This window comes from Streptomyces sp. NPDC002092, from assembly GCF_053593775.1.
In genome coordinates, this window is the sequence record NZ_JBSFDG010000006.1 from 112,407 (window position 1) to 133,232 (window position 20,826).

21 protein-coding genes and 1 pseudogene are annotated in these 20,826 nt (G+C 70.1%); 12 read left to right on the plus strand and 10 right to left on the minus strand.

The genetic code is table 11. The features are described from left to right. Window positions 1-15: 15 nt before the first annotated feature. Window positions 16-390: pseudogene (locus ACWCRD_RS15480) on the plus strand (MmgE/PrpD family protein); the annotation flags it as partial. Between the two features lie 156 nt (window positions 391-546). Here the strand turns inward: ACWCRD_RS15480 and ACWCRD_RS15485 are convergent. Next, entirely contained in the window at window positions 547-864 is a 318-nt protein-coding gene (locus tag ACWCRD_RS15485) for a hypothetical protein (protein WP_450966324.1), read from the minus strand. Window positions 865-895: 31 nt separating this feature from the next. Between ACWCRD_RS15485 and ACWCRD_RS15490 the strand changes: the two genes are divergently transcribed. Genes ACWCRD_RS15490 through ACWCRD_RS15500 form a run of 3 tightly spaced genes read left to right on the plus strand, consistent with a single transcriptional unit; the run spans window position 896 to window position 4,018 of the window. After that, window positions 896-2,086, plus strand: coding sequence for a CaiB/BaiF CoA transferase family protein (locus ACWCRD_RS15490; RefSeq protein ID WP_450966325.1), 1,191 nt, complete (start codon window positions 896-898; stop codon window positions 2,084-2,086). 26 nt (window positions 2,087-2,112) lie between these two features. After that, window positions 2,113-3,279 (plus strand): acyl-CoA dehydrogenase family protein, encoded by a 1,167-nt coding sequence (locus ACWCRD_RS15495; protein WP_450966326.1) that lies wholly within the window; start codon window positions 2,113-2,115, stop codon window positions 3,277-3,279. Further along, on the plus strand, window positions 3,272-4,018 hold the full coding sequence (locus tag ACWCRD_RS15500; protein WP_450966327.1) for a GntR family transcriptional regulator: 747 nt from the start codon (window positions 3,272-3,274) through the stop codon (window positions 4,016-4,018). The genes ACWCRD_RS15495 and ACWCRD_RS15500 overlap by 8 nt, the downstream gene beginning before the upstream one ends. Before the next feature lie 293 nt (window positions 4,019-4,311). Here the strand turns inward: ACWCRD_RS15500 and ACWCRD_RS15505 are convergent, their stop codons facing one another. Genes ACWCRD_RS15505 through ACWCRD_RS15520 form a run of 4 tightly spaced genes read right to left on the minus strand, consistent with a single transcriptional unit; the run spans window position 4,312 to window position 6,141 of the window. Beyond that, entirely contained in the window at window positions 4,312-4,656 is a 345-nt protein-coding gene (locus ACWCRD_RS15505) for an ArsR/SmtB family transcription factor (protein ID WP_450966328.1), read from the minus strand. Beyond that, complete coding sequence (locus ACWCRD_RS15510; protein WP_450966329.1) at window positions 4,653-5,111, minus strand: SRPBCC domain-containing protein; 459 nt, start codon at window positions 5,109-5,111, stop codon at window positions 4,653-4,655. Before ACWCRD_RS15510 ends, ACWCRD_RS15505 begins: the two co-directional genes overlap by 4 nt. Further along, window positions 5,108-5,365 carry a hypothetical protein gene (locus tag ACWCRD_RS15515; protein ID WP_450966330.1) on the minus strand — a complete coding sequence of 86 codons (258 nt, stop codon included), beginning with the start codon at window positions 5,363-5,365 and terminating at the stop codon, window positions 5,108-5,110. Before ACWCRD_RS15515 ends, ACWCRD_RS15510 begins: the two co-directional genes overlap by 4 nt. Then, window positions 5,362-6,141, minus strand: a complete 780-nt coding sequence (locus tag ACWCRD_RS15520) for a rhomboid-like protein (protein ID WP_450966331.1) — start codon at window positions 6,139-6,141, stop codon at window positions 5,362-5,364. The genes ACWCRD_RS15515 and ACWCRD_RS15520 overlap by 4 nt, the downstream gene beginning before the upstream one ends. A gap of 122 nt (window positions 6,142-6,263) precedes the next feature. Here ACWCRD_RS15520 and ACWCRD_RS15525 point away from each other — a divergent pair, with 122 nt between their 5' ends. After that, window positions 6,264-7,457: a sensor histidine kinase gene (locus ACWCRD_RS15525; RefSeq protein WP_450966332.1), complete on the plus strand. Its 1,194-nt coding sequence runs from the start codon at window positions 6,264-6,266 to the stop codon at window positions 7,455-7,457. Beyond that, window positions 7,454-8,122, plus strand: coding sequence for a response regulator (locus ACWCRD_RS15530; RefSeq protein ID WP_450966333.1), 669 nt, complete (start codon window positions 7,454-7,456; stop codon window positions 8,120-8,122). The genes ACWCRD_RS15525 and ACWCRD_RS15530 overlap by 4 nt, the downstream gene beginning before the upstream one ends. A 216-nt stretch (window positions 8,123-8,338) precedes the next feature. Here the strand turns inward: ACWCRD_RS15530 and ACWCRD_RS15535 are convergent, their stop codons facing one another. Then, complete coding sequence (locus ACWCRD_RS15535) at window positions 8,339-9,046, minus strand: SDR family oxidoreductase (RefSeq protein ID WP_450966334.1); 708 nt, start codon at window positions 9,044-9,046, stop codon at window positions 8,339-8,341. 101 nt (window positions 9,047-9,147) lie between these two features. Between ACWCRD_RS15535 and ACWCRD_RS15540 the strand changes: the two genes are divergently transcribed. Further along, a complete protein-coding gene (locus tag ACWCRD_RS15540) occupies window positions 9,148-9,993 on the plus strand; it encodes a helix-turn-helix transcriptional regulator (protein WP_450966335.1) in 846 nt (281 codons plus the stop codon). Window positions 9,994-10,076: 83 nt separating this feature from the next. Here ACWCRD_RS15540 and ACWCRD_RS15545 read toward each other — a convergent pair whose 3' ends face one another. The 3 genes from ACWCRD_RS15545 to ACWCRD_RS15555 all read right to left on the minus strand — a co-directional run bounded on the left by ACWCRD_RS15545 (window position 10,077) and on the right by ACWCRD_RS15555 (window position 12,984). Beyond that, window positions 10,077-11,039: a class I SAM-dependent methyltransferase gene (locus ACWCRD_RS15545; protein ID WP_450966336.1), complete on the minus strand. Its 963-nt coding sequence runs from the start codon at window positions 11,037-11,039 to the stop codon at window positions 10,077-10,079. A gap of 79 nt (window positions 11,040-11,118) precedes the next feature. Continuing rightward, window positions 11,119-11,907 carry a hypothetical protein gene (locus ACWCRD_RS15550; protein WP_450966337.1) on the minus strand — a complete coding sequence of 263 codons (789 nt, stop codon included), beginning with the start codon at window positions 11,905-11,907 and terminating at the stop codon, window positions 11,119-11,121. A gap of 54 nt (window positions 11,908-11,961) precedes the next feature. Beyond that, window positions 11,962-12,984 carry a LacI family DNA-binding transcriptional regulator gene (locus ACWCRD_RS15555; RefSeq protein ID WP_450966338.1) on the minus strand — a complete coding sequence of 341 codons (1,023 nt, stop codon included), beginning with the start codon at window positions 12,982-12,984 and terminating at the stop codon, window positions 11,962-11,964. A 245-nt stretch (window positions 12,985-13,229) separates the two neighbouring features. Between ACWCRD_RS15555 and ACWCRD_RS15560 the strand changes: the two genes are divergently transcribed. The 5 genes from ACWCRD_RS15560 to ACWCRD_RS15580 all read left to right on the plus strand — a co-directional run bounded on the left by ACWCRD_RS15560 (window position 13,230) and on the right by ACWCRD_RS15580 (window position 20,200). After that, complete coding sequence (locus ACWCRD_RS15560) at window positions 13,230-15,158, plus strand: glycoside hydrolase family 127 protein (RefSeq protein WP_450966339.1); 1,929 nt, start codon at window positions 13,230-13,232, stop codon at window positions 15,156-15,158. A gap of 39 nt (window positions 15,159-15,197) precedes the next feature. Continuing rightward, the gene (locus tag ACWCRD_RS15565; protein WP_450966340.1) at window positions 15,198-16,445 is read left to right on the plus strand and encodes a sugar ABC transporter substrate-binding protein; all 1,248 of its coding nucleotides are present in this window, start codon (window positions 15,198-15,200) and stop codon (window positions 16,443-16,445) included. A gap of 7 nt (window positions 16,446-16,452) precedes the next feature. Then, complete coding sequence (locus ACWCRD_RS15570) at window positions 16,453-17,424, plus strand: carbohydrate ABC transporter permease (protein WP_450966341.1); 972 nt, start codon at window positions 16,453-16,455, stop codon at window positions 17,422-17,424. Beyond that, the gene (locus ACWCRD_RS15575; RefSeq protein ID WP_450966342.1) at window positions 17,421-18,242 is read left to right on the plus strand and encodes a carbohydrate ABC transporter permease; all 822 of its coding nucleotides are present in this window, start codon (window positions 17,421-17,423) and stop codon (window positions 18,240-18,242) included. The genes ACWCRD_RS15570 and ACWCRD_RS15575 overlap by 4 nt, the downstream gene beginning before the upstream one ends. Window positions 18,243-18,448: 206 nt before the next feature. After that, window positions 18,449-20,200, plus strand: a complete 1,752-nt coding sequence (locus tag ACWCRD_RS15580; protein WP_450966343.1) for an RICIN domain-containing protein — start codon at window positions 18,449-18,451, stop codon at window positions 20,198-20,200. A gap of 196 nt (window positions 20,201-20,396) precedes the next feature. On the opposite strand, the gene ACWCRD_RS15585 is transcribed toward ACWCRD_RS15580, so the two are convergent. Continuing rightward, window positions 20,397-20,798 (minus strand): SseB family protein, encoded by a 402-nt coding sequence (locus tag ACWCRD_RS15585; RefSeq protein ID WP_450966344.1) that lies wholly within the window; start codon window positions 20,796-20,798, stop codon window positions 20,397-20,399. Window positions 20,799-20,826: the final 28 nt, after the last annotated feature.

A 20,826-nucleotide genomic window follows, 5' to 3' on the forward strand; every position in this document is an offset into this window, starting at 1 on the left:
GCGCGCTGGGCGGGCATGGCGCACGTGCTCGACTTCGACGATCTGCACACCGACACCACCACGCACATCTCCGTGGTCACCGTCCCGGCGGTCCTCGCGGCCGGCGGTGACGCACGGGCCCACCCCGCCGGCGCGGGAGTCATGGCACGGCTCGGGGCGATGCTCGGCCGGTGCCACCACACGGCGGGCCGGCATGCGACCTGCACCGCGGGTGCCCCGGCCGCCGCGGTCGCGGCCGGGCTCGCCCTCGGCGTGGACGTGACGGGGCTCGCCACCGCGATGGCGCTCGCCGTGCCCGCCGCCGGTGGCGGGCAGGAGGCCTTCGGAACGCATGGCAAGGGGCTGCAGGTCGGGTTCGCGGCCGAGGCGGACGTACGGGCGGCACGGCTGGCGCGGGCGGGGCCACCGCCGATCCGCGGCTCCTGGAGGGCTGGCTGGAGCGGGTCGGCGGCAAGCCCGCCGCGGACTTCCCGGCGGCCCCGGCCGTCCCGGGAGGCTGGCCGTCAAGCTCTTCCCCTGCTGCTACGGCGGGAACCGTCCACCTTCTCATCCATGACCGCCCGAAGACCGGCCGTGCGGCGTCCGGCGGCGCAGGCGCTCGTCGGCCGCGTCCACGCCGACCGCGTCCACGCCGACCTGCTGCCGGGCGAGACCAGCTCCCTCCTCGACGGCCGGGTCCCGCTGCACGTCGGCCTCGCCGACGGCAGCGAGGTGCGCACCGAGGCCGCGCTGCCGCCGGGTGCGCCCGGGCGTCCACTGTCCGAGGCCGAGTTGCGGGCCACGGCCGCCGTCCGCGGTCCGGACGTATCGGCGCCGCTGGACGGGCTGACGTGGACGGGCGCGCCCGAACTGCTGAGAAAACACTTCCCGTACATCCCCACGAGAGCCAAGAGGCATGACGGTGCATCAGCTTCCCCTGTCGGACATCACGGTGGTCAGCCTGGAGCAGGCCGTGGCCGCTCCCTACGCCACCCGGCAGCTCGCCGATCTCGGCGCCCGGGTCATCAAGGTGGAGCGGCCGGGCGAGGGCGACTTCGCACGCCGTTACGACACGACGGTGCACGGCCACTCCAGCTATTTCGTCTGGCTCAACCGCTCCAAGGAATCCCTCACGTTGGACCTGAAGGATCCGCGGGGCATGCAGATCCTGCACCAACTCCTCGACGGCGCCGACGTGTTCGTACAGAATCTCGCGCCCGGCGCCGCCGACCGGCTGGGCCTCGGCGTCGACGCACTCGGCGACCGCTACCCGCGGCTGATCCCGTGCACGATCTCCGGTTACGGCACGAGCGGGCCGTGGGCCGACCGCAAGTCGTACGACCTGCTGGTGCAGTGCCAGACCGGCCTGGTCTCCCTCACCGGAACCGCGGACGAGACGGCTCGTGTCGGGATCTCCGTCGCCGACATCGCCGCCGGGATGTATGCCTACACGGGCGTCCTCACCGCCCTGTACACGCGGGCCACCACCGGCCGGACGCACCCGGTGGAGGTGTCCCTGTTCGAGGCGTTGGCGGAATGGATGGGCCAGCCCGCGAACTACACGCGCTACGGCGGCAGTCAGCCCGCCCGGCTCGGCACCCAGCACGCCACCATCGCACCGTACGGCGCCTTCACGACGGCCGACGGCAAGCAGGTGCTGTTCTCCGTCCAGAACGAGCGCGAGTGGGCCGTCCTGTGCGCGGACTTCCTCGGGCAGCCGGCGTTGACGAATGATCCGCGGTTCGCGACGGGCTCCGACCGCGTGGCACACCGCGACGAAATCAACGCGATCGTCGCCGAGCGCTGCGCCCGCTCCGAAGCCGAGGAGGTCCTCAAGGACCTGGAGGAGATCGGCATCGCCTGCGCCGGGGTCAACGACGTCGCCGCATTCCTGGGCCATCCGGTGCTGGCCGCCCGCGAGCGCTGGCGCGAGGTGGCCGTACCCGGCGCGACGGTGCAGGCCCTGCTCCCCCCTGCCGACCTCGCGGGCATCCCCGCGCGCATGGATCCCGTGCCGGCGGTGGGCGAGCACACGGACGCGATCCTCACCGGCCTCGGCCTCTCCCCCGACGGCATCCGGGCGCTGCGCGCCGACGCAGTCATCTGACCCCTGACGATGTGGAGTTGCGCCCCATGAGCGTCCTGGACATCCTCTCCGACGACGAACGCCTCGTCGTCCGAACGGTGCGGGAGTTCGTCGACAAGGACGTCAAGCCCGTCGTCCAGCAGCTGGAGCACACCGACACCTACCCCGAGAACCTCATCGGGCGCATGAAGGAACTCGGCATCTACGGCCTGGCCATCCCGGAGGAGTACGGCGGCAATCCGGTCTCCACACCGTGCTTCGTACTCGTCACCGAGGAACTCGCGCGCGGCTGGATGAGCCTGGCCGGGGCGATGGGCGGGCACACCGTCGTCTCCAGACTCCTCGTGCTGTACGGCAGCCGGGAGCAGAAGCAGCGGTATCTGCCGAGGCTGGCGACCGGGGCGGTGCGCGCCACGATGGCGCTCACCGAGCCGGGCGGCGGCTCGGACCTCCAAGCGATGACGACGATCGCGCGCCGCGAAGGCGGGGAGTACGTCGTCAACGGGGCGAAGACCTGGATCACCAACTCCCGCCGTGCCGCCCTGATCGCGCTGCTGTGCAAGACCGACCCGGCCGCCAGCCCCCGCCACGCGGGCATCTCGGTCCTGCTCGCCGAGCACGGACCGGGCCTCGTCGTCTCCCGCGATCTGCCCAAACTCGGCTACAAGGGCGTCGAGAGCTGCGAGTTGTCCTTCGAGGACTACCGCGTACCGGCCGACGCCCTGCTGGGCTGCGAGGAGGGCCACGGCTTCGCCCAGATGATGAAGGGGCTGGAGACCGGACGGCTGCAGGTCGCCGCCCGGGCCCTGGGAGTGGGGCGAGCAGCTCTGGAGGACTCGCTGCGCTACGCCCAGGAACGGGAGTCCTTCGGCAAACCCATCTGGCGCCACCAGTCCATCGGCAACTACCTCGCCGACATGGCGACCAAGCTCACGGCCGCCCGCCAACTGACGCTGTACGCGGCCCGGGAGGCCGATGCCGGGCGCCGGGTCGACATGGAGGCGGGCATGGCGAAGCTGTTCGCGTCGGAGACGGCGATGGAGATCGCGCTCAACGCGGTACGGATTCACGGCGGTTACGGCTACTCGACGGAGTTCGACGTGGAGCGGTACTTCCGTGACGCGCCCCTGATGATCGTCGGCGAGGGAACGAACGAGATCCAACGAAACGTGATCGCCGCGCAGTTGGTGGCAAGGGGCGGTCTCGATGGCTGAGCAACCGCACCGGGAGAGCACGTACTCGCGGCTCGGGAGGGAGTTGCGGGCGGCGATCCTGCGACACGACTACCCGGACGGCGTCCGGCTGCCCACCGAGGCGGAGCTTGCCGAGACCTACGGGGTGAGCCGGCAGACCGTGCGCCGGGCGTTCCAGGACCTGGTGGCCGAGGGACTGGTCTACCGGGTGCCGGGGCGCGGCACGTTCGCCACGCCCCGCGAGGAGCAGTACCTGCGGCAGTTCGGCTCGGTGGACGACCTGATGGGGCTGTCCATCGACACCCGTATGGACGTCGTCACGCCTCTGCACCGACGGGTCGACGTCGACGCGGCCGGGCGGCTGGGCCTGAACACTGACCGGGTGCACAAGCTGGCTTTTCTACGGCTGCACGACGACGTCGCGTTCTGCCATACGTCGGTGTGGCTGCCCCCCGCCGTCGGCCGACTGCTGGAGTCCGTCGACGAGTTGACGCTGCCCGGCACACCGAACGCCTTCACCGTCATCGGCCTGCTCGACCAGCGGCTGCCCGAACCGATCGCCGCGGCCGAGCAGAGCATCACCGTCGCCGAGGCCTCGCCGGAGATAGCCGAACACCTGGGCTGTGAACCGGGCCGCGCCCTACTGCGCATCGATCGCGTCTACCAGACGGTCGCCGGCCAGGGCGTCGAACTGGCCGTCAGCCACTTCCTCCCCGAGCACTACTCGTACCGCGTGCGGCTGCGACGCAGCGGTCAATGACGTCCCCGCAAGTACGTCGGGTACGCCTCCGGGCGGGCGAGGCCTGCCAGCCGCGCAGCCGCAGGCTGTTGCAGACCACCAGCACCGAACTGGCCGACATCGCCGCCGCGGCGACCATCGGCACCGCGCCCACACCGCACAGTCACGACGGATGGACCCTGCCGGCCCAAGCACTGGCGGCAGGGCGGGTGCGCGCGTCCTGTTCGGCGCGGGGGCCCAGCAGCGCGGTCACGCAGGACGGCGAACACCGCGGCCGCCGGCTCCAACACGGTGGCGCGTTGGCGTACGCCCGTTCAAGACGGTTCTTCCCGCTCCGCGAGGTCCTTGATCGCTTCGAGCCGGCGGTCCCACTGGGCGGCCAGGGCGTTCAGCCAGCGGGTCGTGCGCTCCAGGGGCTGCAGGTGCGCTTCGTAGCGGACTTCCCGTCCGCTTCGGTGACCGCGGACCAGGCCCGCGCGGTCCAGGACGGCCAGATGCTTGGCCACCGCCTGGCGGGTGACGGGGAGGGCCGCGGCGAGCGAGGTGGACGTCGCGCCGCCTTCACTGACGAGGGCGCTGAGGATCTGCCGGCGGATCGGGTCGGCCAGCGCCAGCAGGACGCCCTCGGGGGCCGGATCGCCGTCGCGCGTGCCGGTCATACCCGGATGTGCTCGCACTGGGTGCGCAGCCGCTCGAGCTTGCCGGGCCAGTTCAGGCTGTTCGCGCGGTGGCGGTCGGCCGCCTCGTCGACCGGCAGTCCGAGGCGCGCGAAGCCGGTCTCGGTCATCGTGAGCCGGGTGCCTGCCGATACCTCATCCGCGACGAGGGTGAACTCGACGAGGGTGGCGTTGGAGTCCGTCGGTTCTTCTCCTGCGGCGCCCTGCGACCAGCGCCAGGAGAAGGTGTGCGGCGGCTCGACCGTCTCGATACGGGCGGGGATGACACCGTGGACACCGTGGTCGAACAGCAGCAGCCCGCCCGGCCGCAGGTCGATCTTCACGGGTTCCCCGTTGCCGAACCACTCTCCCAGGAAGGCCGGTTCGGTCAGCACCGACCAGACCCGTTCCACGGAAGCGTTGATCACGATGGTCCGTTCGATGGAGTCGGGAATCACAGCAACCTCATCTCGCCCGAATGCGCTACCCAACGGTTGCACATCCATGGCCGCATACGCAACCACAAGGTTGCGCATATCTCGACAGCGAGCGGCGTGATATCGGGCCGGCGCAGGAGGTTGCCGCCATGAAGCACGAGCTCGGGCCTCCGGGCGAGGAACCGCTCCAGGGCGATCCGACGCTCCTCGGGGACCTCCGGGAACTGACCGCGGGCCGATCGTCCGGAAGCCGCCTCCGGGCCCTCGGCGCTCATTTCCTGCTCCTCACCGACCTTGCCCGACCCGGCACATCGATCTTGTCATTCCCCCCATCGGTGACCATCGCCGCCAGAGGCGCCATGCCGCCCCGGCGCGCAACCACCGCCCCATCGCGCCCCTCGGTCTGAAGCGGCGCTACGACTAACGTCGGTCGGTGCAGGCAGCGGTGGCGGAGGTCGGACGACCGCAGACCCCATGCCAGCAGCATGCCGGTGGACAGTGCTGTCACGTGGCCGACGGGAGTGACCCCCAGCGCGGTCAGGCCGCTCATGATGTGCGGTGCGCGCACCACGAGCGCGGCGAGCGCGGTCCATCGGTGCCACTGCCGGGCCCCCGCTGCCACCACGGCGGCAAGGGCCGAGACGATCACGTAGGACGGGCCGACGTCCAGCGTCGTACGCAGCGCCGGGTCTGCTTGGCCCGCCGAGATCCGCGCTGCCAGCAGCCCTTCGCTCACCAGTGTGCCGAGGACTTGGCCGGCCGCGACCAGCGCGACTGCCCGCAAGTTGCCGAACCGGATGACGAGAAACGCCAGCATGGCCCCGGTCAGCGCGATGCTGCGCAGACAGGCCCAGGGGTCGGGGCCGAACAGGAAGGCGGAGGTGATGAGCGCCTCCACAGGATGATCTCCCATATTGGCCAGGTTGGTCGATGCCCAGGCGTTCACCGCGCGATCACCGCCGTACGTCAGGGACGACATGGCTGCGAGCAGGGCGAAGCCCCAGGGCACAGGGGAAAGCCATCGGCGGGCGGGGGTCCGGGAAAGATCCATGTGGCCGACCCTGTCAGCGGGTGCCCGTCCCGCGGATCTGGCCACCGAAAGACCGGCTGATCTCTGTCTCTGGACAGAGGCGGATGATCACCCTCCCGGTTAGGGTCGGATGTGTGCGAGGCATGATGGTGAGGCATGAAGAGGTGTCCTCCGCCAAGGGGCTGACGCCGAATCAGCTGATCGGGCTGGATGTGCTTTTGGCCCTGGTCCTGATGGCGTGGAACATCCTGTGGTGGACGCTTGGCATGCATCGCACGGGCTGGCCGGCATGGCAGGCCGTGCTGACGTGCTCGTTGGGCGTGGCCGTCGCCGTCCGGCGGCTGCTGCCACTGCCTGCACTGGCGGTGGCGTCGGTGACGATGGCCTCCGAAGCCGCGGTCGGCCTGTCGGGGATCGTGGCGACTGCCTTGCTGGTGTACAAGGTGGCGGTCACCCGGCCCGCGCGTGTCGCGGCGTACGCGAGCGCGGCGGCAGGTACCGCACAGCTCGCCTTGATGATCCCTCTGCAGGGCATAACAGGGCACTCCTGGGGGTGGCCGGGGATGATCCAAGTCCTCATCGTCGAGGCCGCCGCCTGGGCGATCGGATGGTCCACCAGACGGGGCCGCGCCTACACCCGAGGCCTGGTCGAGCAGTCCGAAGAGCGGGCACAGCTCCTCCTCGTCGAGGAACGCATGCGCATAGCCCGGGAGCTGCACGACGTCGTCGCGCACAGCCTGAGCATCGTCGCGGTCCAGGCGGGCGTCGGCCACCACGTCATCGGCAGCCGTCCCGAAGAGGCAGCGAAGTCCCTCGCCGCGATCGAGAGGACGAGCAGGGACGCCCTGGGAGAGCTGCGTTCACTGCTGGGCGTCCTGCGCGATGATGACGGTGCCGAATGGCTGCCCGGCGGCCTCGACGACCTCAACACGCTCCTCGCACAGACCCGACGGGCCGGTGTCCAGGTCGAGTTGACGATCAGCGGTCACCCACACGCCCTGCCCCGAGGTCTGGACCGCGCCGCCTACCGCATCGTGCAGGAAGCACTGACCAACGTCGTCAAGCATGCCCGCACCAGCCACGCCCGGGCGACGGTCGCCTACACGCCGAGCGAGGTCGCTCTCACGGTCGTCGATGGCGGAGTCGGCCGTACGTCCACCCCGATCACCGAGGGCCACGGCCTGACCGGCATGAAGGAACGCGCCGTCCTCTACGGCGGCGAGGTTCACGCGGGGCCGCTCTCGCCGCACGGCTTTCGCGTCACCGCCCGCCTGCCGTACGCCACGGATGAGCGAACAGCCCAGTTCCCCGTGGGCGCCGATCTGGAGGGCGCATGACCGTGCGGGTCGTCGTGGTGGACGACGAGACGCTGGTGCGTGCCGGGTTCCGTGTGCTGCTCGAGTCGGAAAGCGATCTCCAGGTCGTCGGCGAGGCGGCCGACGGCACCGAGGCGGTCAGGGTGATCCGCGAACTGCGCCCCGATGTAGCCCTGATGGACATCCGGATGCCCGGCCTCAATGGCATCGAGGCCATCCGCACGCTGTTCGGCGGCCCGCCTCCGGTGCCCGTCCACGTCCTGGTGCTCACCACCTTCGACCTGGACGAGTACGTCTTCGAAGCCCTCCGCGCAGGTGCCGCGGGCTTCCTGCTCAAGGACACTCCACCCGCACGCCTGATCGACGCCGTGCGGGTGATCGCCAACGGGGAGTCGCTGCTGTCACCCGGCGTCACCCGCAGGCTCATGGAGACCTACGTCCGCCGCCCCGGCTACCCCGGCCCGGTCACCATTGCCCTGGACGGGGTGACCGGCCGCGAGCGTGACGTGCTGGGGCTGATCGCACGTGGCCTGTCCAACAACGAAATCGCAGCCGAGCTGTATCTGACCGTTGGCACGGTCAAGACCCACGTCAGCCATCTGCTGACAAAGCTGGGAGCCAGGGACCGGGCCCAACTCGTCATCGCGGCCTACGAAAGCGGACTGGCCGGGCCCGCACGTCGCTGAAGCAGGACGAGCAGGACCCTGGCGAGCCGGACGTACCCCACCCCGACGCCCTCGAGTCGGCTTCACAACCCTCGTGCTGCAGACGAAGTCCTGCCTTCATGCACCCACCCGGCCAAGATCCCCCGACCAGGAATCCCGCTCGATCAGAACCGCCCGAGGCATCCTCGGACGAAACCGACCCACACCAAAAAGACCAAGCTCAAGGCGCGGACCGCCTCACCACGGCAGCGGGCCGTTGATGTCGAAGAAGCCGCCGGTCGGGCCGTCGGGGGCGGCTTGCGCCATGCGCACGATGATTCGGGCGGCCTGCTCGACGGTCTGGGTGCCGGTGTTGCCGTTGAGGTCCGTCTTGGTGAAGCCGGGCTCGACGGAGTTGATCCGCATGTTCGGGAATGCCTTCGCAAACTGCACGGTGAGCATGTTGACCGCGGTCTTGGACGTCGGGTAGGCGACGCCCGGGTAGAAGTGCGCGGGGTGGTCCGGGTCGGAGAGGTGGGTCAGCGAGGCGAGGCCGCTGCTGACGTTGACCACGACCGGCGCGGCCGAGCGCTGCAGCAGGGGCAGAAAGGCGTGGGTGACGCGGACGACGCCGAAGACATTCGTCTCGAAGGTGTTGCGCATCTGGTCGGCGGTCACGGTCTCGGCGGTGGGCACCCTGTTTCCCTCTCCGCGGGTCTCGATCCCGGCATTGTTGATCAGTACGTCGAGTCCGCCGTCGGCCTCGATGGTCTTGGCCGCGGCCTCGACCGTGGCGTCGTCGGTGACGTCGAGCAGGACGAAGCGTGCGCCCAGTTCCTCGGCGGCCCGGCGTCCGCGCTCGGCGTCGCGGGCCCCCACGTACACGGTGTGACCTGCGGCGATGAGCTGGCGGGCGGTTTCGTGGCCGATGCCCTTGTTGGCTCCGGTGATCAGTGTTGTCGTCATGCGTCCAGACTGCGCCGGGCCACCCCCATCAGCCAGGAGACCCTGCTTCCTGGGACTCGGAGTACCAGGCACATGCGCGGTTCGCGGTGTTCACTGGGCGCATGACGGCGACGGAACTCGGACGGGCGCTACGACGCTGGCGCGACCGGGTCGCCCCTGAGGCGGCGGGGCTGCCCTCCGGCGGCCACCGGCGGGCGGCCGGTCTGCGGCGCGAGGAGCTGGCCCTGCTGGCAGGGATCTCTGTCGACTACATCACGCGTCTCGAGCAGGGGCGGGCGGCCAACCCCTCCGGGCAGGTCGTCGAGGCGCTGGCCCGGGCGCTGCGGCTGTCCGGGGACGAGCGCGCGTATCTCTACCGTCTTGCGGAGTTGGTGCCGCCGGGTCCCGACGTGGTGCCCGGGTTCATCACGCCCAGCGTCCAGCGGCTGCTTGACCGGCTGGTGGACACGCCTGTCGCGGTCTCCGACGCGGCCATGACGCTGCTGCTGGCCAACCCGATGTATGCGGCGCTGATGGGCGACCCGTCCGGCCTGCGCGGGTTCGAACGCAACGGCGTGTGGCGCAACTTCCTCGGGTTTCCGAGCCGGGTGCGGCACACCCCCGAGGAGTGGAGTGCCTTCCAGGTCGGCATGGTCTCGGAGCTGCGGACGACCGCCGCCCGCTATCCGGCCGACCGTCAACTACGGCGCCTCATAACCGAGTTGCGTTCGGTGAGCGAGCGGTTCGCCGAGCTCTGGGACGCGGGCGTCGTCGGCCGGCTGACGGCCTCGCGCAAGACCGTCGAGCATCCGCAGGTGGGTGTGCTCACGCTGGACTGCGACCTCCTGCGGGTGGAGGAGAACGACCTGCACATCCTCGTCTACTCGGCCGAACCGGGCACCGAGGCCGCCGAGAAGCTGGATCTCATCTCCGTGATCGGCACGCAGAACCTGGCCGGGAAGGCCTAGGGGACCTCCTCCTCGGCGGGGGCCCGGCAGAACCGGAGCGGGCAGGAGGAGACCCACCCGCTCGCCGCGGACCGGATCCGGGACTACTGCGCGAACGGACGCCGCGGGGCCGCCTGGGCGCCAGGGGCGAGAGCCCTGCGTATCGCCCGGGTGACGATCGGGGGCAGCAGGTCCACGCCGATGCGGCGGACCCGGGAGCGGGGACGACGGCGCGCGGAGACCGTAGTGGCGGCGGTAGCGGTGGCAGGGGCCGACGCCGGGGATGTGGGCTGCTCGGGGGCCGTGTAGTACCGGGAGCGCGGGAAGGGCGGCGGCTGCATCCCCTTCTGGGCGCGGGTGCGGACCAGACAGTGCCCCGCGGCCTCCTGGACGCTCAGGCCGACGTCCGTGCGGTCCCTGAGCATCGCCAGCAGCTCCTCCTGCACCGGCTGCGGATCACCCCAGGTGCCGTACAGCTTCTGGGTGCTGAGACAGATGGGGCGCAGTCCGCGGTTGAGCACGGCCTCCCAGGTGGCGACCGAGACACCGGGGGTGTGCTCGGAGCGGAAGTCGTCAAGGACGACGATCCCATCGGGCACGAGCAGGTCGCGGGCCGCGCCGATGTCGTCGTGGACGTGCTCGTACAGGTGCGAGGCGTCGATGTGGACGAAGCGGCAGCTGCCCGGGGCCACTTCCTTCGAGATCACGGAGGTGGGGGCCTCGATCACCCTGGGCAGGGTGTCGTGGAAGGAGAGGTAGTTGCGCTCGAAGGCCTGTCGGGTGAGCGAGGAGTACGACTTCGCCGTCTCGGCCTGGTTGGCTCCGTCCGGGGCGTCGCCGCCGAAGAGGTCGCAGACGGTGAACTCCTCGCCGTCCTTGCGGTGTTGGCCGAGCAGGATCGCGCTCTTGCCCATGTAGGCGCCGAGTTCCAGCAGGTCGCCCCGGAAACCACGGGTTTCCTGACGCTCGAGGAACCAGGTGAACAGGACCTGGTCCAACGGCGGAAACCAGCCCGGGACGTCTTTCAGCTCGCCGGGATTGTTGTCAGTCGCTTGTGCAGTCGCCATGAAAGGGAACCTACTCACTGGAGACCGAACAAATGGTCGCCCACCTGAACGTCCAGTGAACAGCTCGTCGCAGCACCCCTCACCCGGCATGAGGAAAGCCGTCCCCTTCACCGGCCGGGCGAGCCGATTCCCACACACGTTCGAATTCGGCCTGGAAGTGCTCGTACCAGTGGCCGTCGCGCCCCGGCCTCACCGTGAACACGGCATCGCCGCTGGCGGAGCTGTGGGAGTACACGTCGACGTGGATGATGCCGTTCGACCGTCCCGGATCCAGGAGCATCAGCCCGTGGGCGGGCACGAAGGGCAGGAACCTGACCTCGACCCTGCCGTCCACCCCCGGCCTCTCCACAAGCTCCTTGAGCAGGTCGATCGAGGGGCGCAACCGGTTCTCGTAGATCTCGGGCCGGTCAGCCATGGTGCTGCGCCGGGCGGCCTCGGCGGGTGCCGTGGACGTGGGGTCGATGAGTGCGATCTTGATGACTGCGCCGGCTGTGGCGCGGTGCTCCAGTTCGTCCATGAGGTTGCGCAGGGTGCGGGCGAGGGTGATGCCGACGATCCGGATGTCCCGTGCGGCGCGGACCTGTTCGACGGCCTCGGGCTTGTCCCTGCTGAAGAAGTCCGCCGCGAAGACCTCACCGGAGCGGCCGGCCCGTACCTCCCCGGCCAGGTCGGCGATCTGGCGCCGGCTGCCCAGCAGACTCCCGGCCAGCAGGGCGAGCGTCGCCAGGGTGGCGGCGGCGAGGACCTTGCCGCCGGCCACGTCGAGCACGCCGAGGACGGCGAGGGTCAGGGACAGCAGCGCCGTGACGTAGAGCTCCAGGTTCTCTCCTGAGGAGAGGTCGCCGCGCAGTCGCCGTAGGAAACGCATGCCGATCATCGTGGGGAGCCCGGCGGGTACCCGTCAACACCGCGGTGGGGGCGGTCAGGTGGACTCGCGCACCACCAGCCGGCACGGCACCGTGTGTACTCCGGGCGCCGCCTGGGAGTCGATGGCCTCCAGCAGTTTCAGGGCGGCGATGCGGCCGATCTCGGTGAGGTCCATGTCGATCGTGGTCAGCGGCGGGCGGCAGGCCAGCGCCATGGTGTCCCAGTTGTCGTAACCGACGACGGCGATCTGGCCGGGTACGTCCACGCCGCGTTCGCGCAGTGCGTCGGCGACGCCTCGTGCGATCAGGTCGTTGCCGCAGAAGACGGCGTCCGTGTCGGGGGCCGTGCGCAGGACGGCGTCGGCGGCCCGGCGGCCCCAGGTCTCGCTCCACTCCCCGAAGTGGACGCGCCCGGTGGCGAGTTGGAGGGAGGAGCGCTCCAGCAGGTCGACGGCGTGGCGGGCGCGGTCGCGGGCGGCCGCGTGGTGTTCAGGGCCGGTGACATGGGCGATTTTCGTGCGACCGGTGGCGAGCAGGTGCTCGACGGCGAGGTGAGCGCCGCCCCGGTCGTCCGAGACCACGGAAGTGTCGCAGGGGTCGGTGGACGGGGAGAGCGCGTAGACGACCGGGATGCCGTCGAGGCCCCTCAGGGGCGGGCGCGGGTCCGTGCGCCGACCGGTGACGATGATCCCGTCGACCCGGCGGTCCATGAGGTTGCGCAGGTGGTGCTGCTCGCGGATGGTGTCGCCCCGGGTGTCGCAGAGCAGCACCGAGATCTTTCCTGCGCCGAGCGCGTCCTCGGCGCCCAGCAGCACGGGCGTGCTGAAGCGACCGATGCCGTCCGTCGTCATCAGCCCGACCGTCCAACTGCGCCCGGTGTGCAGGCTCTGCGCATGCTGGTTGGGGCGGAAGCCGAGCGTCTCCACGGCGTCCAGCACCCGCTGCCGGGTCTCCGGGCGCATCCGGCCGCTGCCGCTCAGCGCCTTGGATGCCGTGCCGACGCTGACGCCGGCGAGGGCGGCGACGTCGGCGAGCTTCGCCCGGCCGGTGAAGGTGGATCGCGGAGCGGCTTCGGTCACGGGCAATCCTTTTCTCAGTACTCGATCATTCATCGATCAGTGGTCGTTCATCCTCAACCGGGGCGCGTCCCATGGTGTCAGGCGGTCGAACGGAGTACCAGTCCTTGACCAACGAGAGAAAAGTCGTGCAGAGCTCTTGACCGCGATTCCCTCGCTCCACTCTACTGCTCGGCGAGGAAAACGGTTGCTCATCGTCTTGCCCAGCTGTTGCCCCGGCCGCCCCGCCCTTCACCTCCCGGAGAGCCATGCCCCGCGCCCGCTCCACCCAGCCCTCCCCCGCCGGCCCGGTCCGCCTCGGCCCCGATGCCCGTGCCGTCCTGCGCCCCGCCGCCGCGGAAGTGGCCGACGGCTTCTGGCACACCCGCCGCCAGGTCAACGCACACACCTCCATCCCGCAGGGCCCCGGCCTGCTGGAGTCAGCGGGCAATCTGCACAACCTGCGGCTGGCGGCGGGCGCGGCCGAGGGCGAGTTCCAGGGCGCGTACCCGTTCGTCGACACGGATGTCTACAAGTGGCTGGAGGCGGCGGCCTGGCAGCTGGCCCAGGGCCCGTCCACCGAGTTGGAGGCGGACGTCGTCCGGATCGTCTCCCTGGTCGCCGCCGCCCAGCAGCCGGACGGCTATCTCAACACCTGGTTCCAGCTGGTCAAGGGCGGCGAGCGCTACCAGGACCTGCGCTGGGGCCACGAGCTGTACTGCGCGGGCCATCTCATCCAGGCGGCGGTCGCCCATCACCGGGCCACCGGACGCGGGGAACTCCTCGACGTGGCCCGCAGGTTCGCCGACCACGTCGACTCCGTCTTCGGTCCGCCGGGCAGCGGCAAGGAGATCGACGGCATCGACGGCCACCCCGAGGTCGAGACCGCGCTGGTGGAGCTGTACCGGGAGACCGGTGAACGCCGCTACCTGGACCTCGCCGGCTACTTCGTCGACCGCTTCGGCCACGGTGCGCTCGGCGGCGAGGCCTACTGCCAGGACCGGGTCCCGCTGCGCGAGGCGACCAACGTCGAGGGGCACGCCGTACGGCAGTTGTACCTGCTGGCCGCCGCGACCGACCTGGCGACCGAGACCGGGGACGCGGAACTGCGCGCCGCCGCCGAACGGCTGTGGGCGGCGATGACCACCACCAAGACCCACATCACCGGCGGACTGGGCGCCCACCACGACGAGGAGGACTTCGGCGACCCGTACGAACTGCCCAACGAGCGCGCCTACTGCGAGACCTGCGCCGCCATCGCCTCCGTCCAGTGGAGCTGGCGCATGGCCCTGCTCACCGGCGGGGCCCGCTACTCCGACCTGATCGAGCGCACCCTGTACAACGGCTTCCTGGCCGGGGTGTCGCTGGACGGCGAGCGCTGGCTGTACGTCAATCCGCTGCAGGTCCGCGACGGCCACACCGACCCCGGCGGGGACCAGTCGGCCCGCCGCACCCACTGGTTCAAGTGCGCCTGCTGCCCGCCCAACGTGATGCGCCTGCTGGCCTCCCTGGAGCACTACCTCGCCACCGGAGACGACGACGGCCTGCAGATCCACCAGTACGTCACCGGCCGCTACAGCGCCGGGCCGATCGCCGTGCGCACCGAGACCAATTACCCCTGGCACGGCACGATCGCCCTCACCGTCGAGGACACCCCGGCCGACCGGCCCTGGACGCTGTCGCTGCGCATCCCGCAGTGGTGCCGCGAGTTCCGGGTGCGGTGCGGCGAGGTCACGTACGACCAGACCGACGCTCCGGTCACCGAGGGCTGGCTGCGCATCGAACGCACCTGGGCGCCCGGCGACCAGCTCGTCCTCGAACTCGGCCTGGAGCCGCGCCTGACAGCGGGCGACCCGCGCGTGGACGCCGTACGCGGCTGCGCGGCGATCGAACGCGGCCCGCTCGTGTACTGCCTGGAGCAGGTCGATCACCCCGGCGGCGGCCTGGACGACATCGTCCTCGACACCACCCGCCCACTCGCGGTGAAGCACCGCCCGGACCTGCTCGGCGGGGTCACCACGGTCGTGGCGGCCGGGCGGCGGCGCGACATCCCCGACGCGGGCTGGTGGCCGTACCGGCCGGCAGGCACCCCTGAAGCCCCCACGGACGGCGATTCCGTCGAGCTCACGGCGATCCCCTACTACGCCTGGGCCAACCGGCAGGACGGCGCCATGCGCGTCTGGCTGCCCACCTCCTGACACGCCCTCAACTTCGCTCTACGACAACGAGGTCACCCCGTGATACCCACCCGCCGCACTCTTCTCGCCGCGCTCGCCGCCGTCGGCACGCTCGCCTCCCTGACCGCCTGCTCAGGCGGCTCCGGCTCCTCGGACTCCTCCTCCGGCAAGGCCGGCGGGACGTACACCTTCTGGGACCCGTACCCGCAGTTCGACGCCTCTTCGGCCTGGGGCAAGCTGGTGACCGGGTGCGGGACGAAGGCCGGGGTGAAGCTCAAGCGCACCGCGTACGACACCACCGACCTCGGCAACAAGGCGCTGCTGGCCGCCCAGCAGGGCAACGCGCCCGATGTGATGCTGGTGGACAACCCGGTCGTCTCCACGCTGGTGGAGGCCGGAATCCTCAACAAGACCAGCGACCTCGGCCTGGACACGAAGCCGATCCAGAAGAACATCATCGGCGCGGGCACCATCGACAACGCCTCCTACGGTGTGCCGATCGGCGCCAACACCCTCGCGCTCTACTACAACAAGAAGGTCCTTTCCGCCGCCGGTGTCGACGCGGCCTCCATCAAGGACTGGAACTCCCTGACGGCCGCCCTGAAGAAGGTCAAGTCGGCCGGGAAGAAGGGCATCACGTTCTCCGCGATCAACACGGAGGAGGGCAGCTTCCAGTTCCTGCCGTGGTTCTGGGGTACGGGCGGCGACCTGACCAAGCTCAACTCCGCCAAGGGAGTTGCGGCTCTCTCCCTGTGGAAGCAGTGGGTGGACGCGGGGTACGCCCCCAAGGACGTCCTGCAGAACACCCAGACCACCAGCTGGCAGGAGTTCGCCACCGGCGACTACGCGTTCGGCGAGAACGGCACCTGGCAGCTGGGCAACGCGGCCAAGGCGGGCTTCGACTACGGGATCATCAACATCCCCGGGCAGAACGGCGGTTCGGCGCCCGTGCCGACGGGCGGCGAGTTCGTGACCGTGCCCGTGCAGAAGGACACCGGCCGCTACGACGCCAGCAAGAAGATCGTCACGTGTCTGACCAGCGACGCGAACCTGCTGCCCACCGACACGACGCTGCAGTACGTCGCGCCGACGGCCGCCGTGCAGGCCCAGCAGGTGAAGCAGAACCCGAAGCTGAAGCCCTGGGTGGAGGCGGTGGCCGCGGCCCGCGGCCGTACCAGCGGCGGTCTGGGCACCAAGTACCCGACCATCTCCCAGCCGATGTGGACCGCCGTCCAGGCGGCGCTGTCGGGCAGCAAGAGCCCGCAGGACGCCCTGGACACGGCCCAGTCGAGCGCGCAGAAGGGCTAGGAACGGCATGACCATCGCCCGGGTCGACCGTCCGCGGCGGGCAGCGTCCGCCGCGGCGGGGGCGAACGGCACCGACGCCGAGTCCCTGCGCCGCCGTCACCGACGCAGGAGCCGGCTGACCGCGCTCGCCTTCGTCACCCCACTCCTCGCCTACCTCGCCGCCTTCTACCTCTATCCGCTCTACCGCAACCTCGACCTGAGCCTGCGCGACTACACCGTGCGGTCGTTCGTGGCGGGGGATGCGCCGTTCTCCGGCTGGGACAACTTCCAGAAAGTCCTGGACGACCCGACGTTCGGCCCGGCGATACGCCACACGATGATCTTCACCTTCGTGTCGATCGCCTTCCAGTACGTCATCGGGCTCGCCCTCTCCGTCTTCTTCAACCGGCACTTCCGGCTCGCGCCCACCCTGCGCGCCCTGTTCCTGATCCCTTGGCTGCTGCCGCTGATCGTGTCGGCGTCGACGTGGTCGTGGATGTTCAACAGCGAGTCGGGGGTGGTGAACTACTTCCTGCACTTCTTCGGCGTGAGCCCGGTCGGCTGGCTCACCTCGCCGGACTGGGCGCTGTCGTCGGTGATCCTCGCGAACATCTGGATCGGCATCCCGTTCAACCTGGTCATCCTCTACAGCGGCCTGCAGAACATCCCCGCCGACCTGTACGAGGCGGCGGCGCTGGACGGCGCGAGTGCCTGGCAGCAGTTCCGCCGCATCACCTTCCCGCTGCTGCGCCCGGTCTCCGCGATCACCCTGCTGCTGGGGCTCGTCTACACGCTCAAGGTGTTCGACCTGATCTGGATCATGACCAAGGGCGGCCCGGGTGACGCCTCGTCCACCCTGGCGACCTGGTCCTACCAGCTGGGATTCGGCACGCTGCTGCCCAAGTTCGGCCCCGGCGCGGCTGTCGGCAACATCCTCATCCTCATCGCGCTCGTCTTCGGGCTGCTGTACATCCGCGTCCAGAGGAGGCAGGAAGCATGAAATCGCGTAAGCCTGCCCGCCGTTACACCGTCATCGGGCTCGTGCTGACCGCGCTGATGCTGTTCCCGGTGTACTGGATGCTGAACGTGTCCCTCACCCCGCAGCAGGACATGCGCAAGGATCCGCCCGACCTGCTGCCCCTGCACCCCACCTTCGAGGGCTACAAAGCCGTCCTGGACGACCAGTTGCCGTATCTCGGCACCAGCCTGCTCATCGGTCTGGGCACGGTCGCCCTCACCCTGTTGCTCGCCGCCCCGGCCGGCTACTCGCTGGCGAAACTCCGTCCGCGCGGGGGCGGGGCGCTGGGCCTCGGGCTGCTGATCGCGCAGATGATTCCCGGGATCGTCATGGCGATGGGCTTCTACGGCATTTTCCTGGACTTCGGTCTGCTCAACTCCTGGTGGGGCCTGATCATCGCGGACTCCACCATCGCCGTGCCGTTCGGCGTCATGATCTTCACGGCGTTCATGTCGAGCATCCCCGGCGAGCTGATCGCCGCCTCCCGTATCGACGGTGCGGGCACCTTCCGCACCTTCTGGTCCGTGGTGCTGCCGGTGAGCCGCAACGCCCTGGTCACCGTCTCGCTGTTCAGCTTCCTGTGGGCCTGGTCCGACTTCGTCTTCGCCAACACCCTCGACGGCGGCGGCGACCTGAGGCCGATCACCCTCGGCATCTACAAGTACATCGGCAACAACAACCAGGAGTGGAACGCGATCATGGCCACCGCCGTCGTCGCGTCCATTCCCGCTGCCGTACTGCTGGTGCTCGCACAGCGGTATGTGGCGGCGGGTGTGACCGCGGGCGCCGTGAAGGACTAGGCGCCGCGCCGGCTGTGCCGATCTGCGCCTGCGGTGCGGGGCCGCGATGTGTCGTCGGTCTGCAGGGCCGTCGTGCCTGGTCGCGCCCACGCGGCGAAGCCGCACATCGAAACAGCCCCGCGCCCCTTCGGGGCGCGCAGCCGAACCGCAGGCGGCTTCGTCCGGCCTGCCCACCCCCCATCCCCCTCCATGAGGAGAACCGTGTCATGAGCCGCACAAGACCCCCTGTCCCCGCACGCCTGACGGCCGCCGTGGGCGCGATCGCCCTCACCGGCGCCGCCCTCGCCATGGCCGCGCCCGCGCAGGCGGCCCCCACCTCCTCGACGACACTGGTCGTCAACGCCGACCAGACGCTGCGCCCCGTCACCCATGTGGCGACCGGCAGCCTCTACGGCCTCGCGGACGCGACCACTCCCGCCGACAGCCTGGTCACCGCGCTCAAGCCGAACACCTTCGTCCAGATGGCGCCGGGCGGCTCCCAGTTGCCCAACGGCGAGCCCAAGCCCGCGGGCGACGCGCTGGTCGTGGCGTCCAAAGCGGCGCGGGCCGGCGCCAAGGTCGTCGTACGCATGCCGGACTGGTATCCGAACTTCCCCTACAAATGGGTGAGTTGGAGCGACTGGCTGTCCGCCGTGGACAAGCAGATCGCATCCGTGAAGTCCTCCGGCGCCACCAACATCAGCGCGTACGAGCTGTGGAACGAGCCCGAGGGCACCTGGAACACCTCGGCGGCGGGCGCCTTCGACGACGGCTGGGCTAGGACCTACAAGGAGGTCCGGTCCAAGGACACCGGCACCCCCATCCAGGGGCCCAGCTTCGCGACGTACACCGACAGCAAGATGAAGTCGTTCCTCCAGGACGCCATCGCGAACAAGGCGGTGCCCGACATCATCGCCTGGCACGAACTCCAGAGCAGCGCGGACATCGCCGCGCACGTGGCCGACTACCGGGCACTGGAGACGAGCCTCGGCCTCAGCCATCGTCCGATCGCCATCGAGGAGTACGGCACGCCCAGCCAGGTCGGCGTCCCCGGGCCGATGGTCAGCTACGCCGCCAAGTTCGAGCGGGCGGGCGTGCGCGATGCCGAGATGGCCTTCTGGAACCACTACGGCACCCTCGGCGACACCCTCACCGACACCGGGGCCTCGCCGAACGGCGCGTACTGGCTCTACAAGTGGTACGGGGACATGTCCGGGAACATGCTGGTCACCACTCCCCCGGCGCAGACGGGCATCGACGGCGCGGCCTCGCTCAACAGCGCCGGCAACCAGGTGAGCGTCATCTTCGGCGGCGGGGCAGGCTCCAGCGCGGTCACGGTCAAGGGGCTCGGCTCGCTGTCGGCCTTCGGTGGCACGGTGCACGCGAAGCTGGAGTACACGCCCTCCAAGGGCCGAACCACGGCGGTGTCCGGCCCGATCACCATCTCGGACGCCGACTACACCGTGAGCAACGGCCAGATCACCGTGCCCGTGACGACGAATGCGAGCGACGGCTACCACCTGGTGATCACCCCGAGCGGCACCTCGACCTCGCTGGCCGGGACGTACCAGATCACCAACAAGAACAGCGCTCTCGCCCTCGACACCTCGGGTGCGGGGACCGCGCAGGGCACCTCGGTCGTCCAGGCCACGTCGAGCACGGGCAGCAGCCAGTCGTGGACGCTGACGGCCGCCGGCTCCGGCCTCTACAAGATCGCAAACAAGGCGAGCGGACTGCTGCTGGGCATCGACTCCATGAGCACCTCGGACGGCGGCAAAGCCCTGATCTGGGGTGACAACGGGACCGCCGACCACCTCTGGCAGCTCATCCCGTCCGGTGACGGCTACTACAAGATCGCCAGCTACAACAGCGGTCTGCTGCTGGGCGTGGACAACATGAGTACGTCGTCCGGGGCGCAGGTCCTGCAGTGGGACGACAACGGCACGGCCGACCACCTGTGGAAGCTGACGTCGCGGTGACATGAGGGTGGGCGTTCCCGTACCCGAGGGAACGCCCACCATCAGTCGGACAGGGAGTGTCGGTCGCACTCGCCGCGGTGAGGCATCGGACCGTTGACGGCGAGGGAGATCGCAAGGGCCGGCCGGAGCAGGGTGCGCGGTGACGGCGGTCCCCGCCGAAGTCCGCAGCCCGCAGGCTCATCCGCCGCGTGCTGCGTCAGGCGGCGCCGCGGTCGAGCAGTTGCCTGACCCCCTCGGCCGTCAGAGCCACTTCCTCCGGTGTGCCGGCGTCAATGACGAGCGCCAGCGTCTCGGACGGCCAGCGGTGGGCGAGCGTGCCGAGCGCGATCCGGCGATGCTGGGTAACCTGCGGAAGCGCCGACCGCAGGCGGGTTTCGGTGGTGAACACAGGCACCAGTTCGGTGCCGTCCTCCTGCGCGTAGACGGGCAGCGTCACCGCCGAGGGATCCTGCTCCTGGGCGGCAGCGGAACCGGCCGGCACCAGTACCTCGCTGCCGGCCAGGGTGTTCAGGTCGGCCTCGTCCGTATCGCCCCCGACCACGGCACGCAGGGCCTGATGTACGGCGGGGGCGGAGCCGTCGGAAGAGTAGTCGGTCACGGTTGATCCAATCACCGGGTCGAACAGC